Origin of the sequence: Segeticoccus rhizosphaerae (assembly GCF_009192725.1) — a bacterium.
GTDB classification, from domain to species: Bacteria; Actinomycetota; Actinomycetes; order Actinomycetales; family Dermatophilaceae; genus Segeticoccus; species Segeticoccus rhizosphaerae.
In genome coordinates, this window is sequence record NZ_VOHR01000420.1 from 1 (window position 1) to 2,825 (window position 2,825).

Consider the following 2,825-nt stretch of genomic DNA (forward strand, 5'->3'; position numbering starts at 1 on the left):
GGTCGGCGGCCGATGCCGGTGCGGCAGGCCGCGCCGTGCAGACCTACGGCGGCCGCCGCGTCCCCGTGCCCACCGGCGACACTCCTGCGGGACGAGCCGCCCACGGCAGGTTCGCGCGCAATGCCGTGGTCCAGGGTGCGGCGGCAGAGCTGTTCAAGGCCTGGGCGGCGACGGTGCGGCTCGCCGTGGCGCCGCTGGGTGCGCAGATCGTCCTGTGCCTGCACGACGAGCTCCTGCTCCACGTGCCACTGGAGCACTCGGCAGAGGTCGCCGCGCTGGTGACCTCCTGCCTGGACGACGCGGCGCGCCGCTGGACCGGGTCCCGTGGCGTCCGGTTCGTCTCGGACACCAGCATCATCGAGCGCTGGTCCGACGCCAAGCCCTGACCGAGGGGCCGAAACGGCGGATCGTCCGAACGGACTATTGACCCCGCCATGGAATTTTACAGATTATTGCCGTGAAAAAGATGCGTTCACAAGGAGATCTGATGAGAACCACGTCGGACGAAAGGTCTGGGGCAGTCCCTGACGACGCCGCTCACGTGTGGGTCGGCGCGGCGCTGGTCGGCATGGGACAGGGCGACACCCGCCGCGCCGAGCACGCCGCGAGGACCGGCCGTCACGTCCTGCCGGTGGGGACGCGGATCGAGGTGCTCGAGGTCTACTGCTCCCGTTGCCGCGTGCCCTACAGCGAGCGCGCGTGCGCCTGGCCGTGCGGGGGTGCAGCACTCAGGAACGCCGTCAACCCTTCCGGGTGACCCCTCGTCCGGCCCGATGAGTTTCCTGGGTTCTCCGGGTCTGCTCCTCGTTCCCGACGACACTCGAGGAAAGAGGTGGCAGAAGGTGCGACCCAAGCCAGACAGCCAAGCCAGACAGCGGGGAACCGAGAGCAGGCAAGCCGCGCCCTGGGGACGCCCACCGGCTCGAGGAGGGCTGGCGCACCCGGGTTCCCCAGCAGCTGCTCGCCATGGCGCAGGCCTGGCGTGACCCAGCAGCCTGGGAGGGCACCACCGCCGCAGGCAGCGTCGAGCTGCCCGGCGAGATCGCCGGCCTGGTCGCGCTGAACGAAACACTGGTGCACGGCTGGGACATCGCCCGAGCCACAGGACAGGCCTACGACGTCGAGCCGCAGCCGGCGGAGCAGTGCATCGTGGTCATGGCGCCGCGCCCCGGCGAGGAGCGCCCCGTGGCCGTGCCGCAGCACCGAGGCGCCCAAGTCGCGGCCGACTCAGTCCTGCGGGCCGGACTCCCCACCGTTGTCCGGACGGCTGTTCTCGCGGAGGAACTGCTCGAACTCGGCCCCGATCTCGTCCGCCGACGGCAACTCGCTGACATCGGTGGCCAGCAGGCTCGGGTGCTGACGCCCCTCCATGAAGGTGTCGTACTGCCGCTCCAGATCGGCCACGACCTCGGCCACCTCACTGGACGACGCGACCTCGCGTGCGATCTCCTGACGGTTCAACCCGGCCATCGCGGCCAGGCCGGTCGTCGGCAGCTGCAGTCCGCTGACACCAGCTATCGCCTCGAGTCCGGTCAGGGCCGCATCCGGGTACTCGGCCTGGGCGAGGTAGTGCGGCACGTGCACCGCGAAGCCGACGGCGTCCTCGCCCGACTCGCCGAGCCGCAGGTGCAGCAGGGCATCGATGCTGCCGGGCACCTGGACCGTGCCGAAGACGGCCGAGTGGTCGGCGATGAGCCGCGGGTCGGTGGCGTGCGCCGTCAGCCCCACCGGTCGGGTGTGCGGGACGGCCATCGGGATGCCGTTCGCGCTCACCGTCAGCTTGATGCCGAGCAGCCGGATCAGCTGGTGGATCGCCTCGATGACGCGCTCCCACTGGTAGTCGGGCTCGGGTCCGGTCAGCAGGAAGAAGGGGTCACCATCGGCGTCGGTGACGCGGTAGAGCAGCAGCGACGGATCGGCATACGTGCTCCAGCGGTCCTTGTCGAAGGTCATCGCGGGACGTCGGCCGCGGTAGTCGAGCAGCTGGTCGACGTCGAAGGACGCCACGACCGTGTGCTCCAGGCTCTCCAGGAGGTGGCTGGTGAGCAGCCGCTGGGTGTGTCCGGCGTCGATGAAGCCGCCCAGGGACACGACCAGCACCGACGCACGCAGCTCGGTCGGGTCAGTATCGGTCTCGAGCTGATAGAGCTCGTGTGGGTCTCGCACCGTAAGCCTCTCGTGGTCGTAGGTGGCACTCTATGGTCTCAACACCGGATCCACCGGGAGGATTCCGTCCTCACCCGGGTCGAGGCGACGCCACGGCGTGCCTTTTCCACGGTTCCGCGGATGGTGCCCGCTCGAGGGGGCCCGGAGCGTGCGTTTTCCACGGTTCCGCGGATCGTGCCCGGTCAGTCCGGGAGCGCGTCCATGGCCTTGTAGATCCGCTTCTCCGAGACCGGGTATGCCGTGCCGAGGCTCTGCGCGAACAGGCTGACCCGCAGCTCCTCCAGCATCCAGCGCAGGTGGCGCACATCGGCTGCCTGCCGGCGGGCCGGCGGCAGCCAGGCCAGGAGCTCGTCGTACTCGTGCGTGCACCGCTGCACCACCGTCATCCGGTCGGCGTCCCGTGCCAGATCGGTGGGTGCGTGTTCCGCGCGCAGGAGCATGCCGCGCAGGTAGCGCTCGAGCTGTTTGACCTGCGGGTAGCCCGTCGCGGCCACGAAGCCGGGGAAGACGAGCCCCGCCAGCTGCCGCTGGAGATCGGTCCGCACCGCCGCGACGCGGGGGCTGCCGAAGGCGGCGAGGGCGAGCTCCACCTCTCGCGCCCGGTCGAGGACCGGGCCGACCGCCTCGACGACCGCGATGACGCGCGGCACGACCTCGCG

General features: G+C 70.5%; 4 protein-coding genes and 1 pseudogene. 3 read left to right on the forward strand and 2 right to left on the reverse strand.

Translation table 11 applies throughout. The features are described from left to right. The 3 genes and pseudogenes from FRW57_RS19970 to FRW57_RS25125 all read left to right on the forward strand — a co-directional run. The coding region (locus tag FRW57_RS19970; RefSeq protein ID WP_238999503.1) for a DNA polymerase at positions 1-386 on the forward strand (386 nt) is incomplete at its 5' end. 101 nt (positions 387-487) lie between these two features. Then, positions 488-757 carry a hypothetical protein gene (locus FRW57_RS19975; RefSeq protein ID WP_152186876.1) on the forward strand — a complete coding sequence of 90 codons (270 nt, stop codon included), beginning with the start codon at positions 488-490 and terminating at the stop codon, positions 755-757. A gap of 152 nt (positions 758-909) precedes the next feature. Next, a pseudogene (locus FRW57_RS25125) lies at positions 910-1,035 on the forward strand (TIGR03086 family metal-binding protein); the annotation flags it as partial. 192 nt (positions 1,036-1,227) lie between these two features. On the opposite strand, the gene FRW57_RS19980 reads toward FRW57_RS25125, so the two are convergent. Continuing rightward, on the reverse strand, positions 1,228-2,166 hold the full coding sequence (locus FRW57_RS19980; RefSeq protein WP_152186877.1) for a proteasome assembly chaperone family protein: 939 nt from the start codon (positions 2,164-2,166) through the stop codon (positions 1,228-1,230). Positions 2,167-2,348: 182 nt separating this feature from the next. Then, positions 2,349-2,825: DUF3418 domain-containing protein (locus FRW57_RS19985; protein ID WP_152186878.1), on the reverse strand; the 477-nt coding region annotated here is incomplete at its 5' end.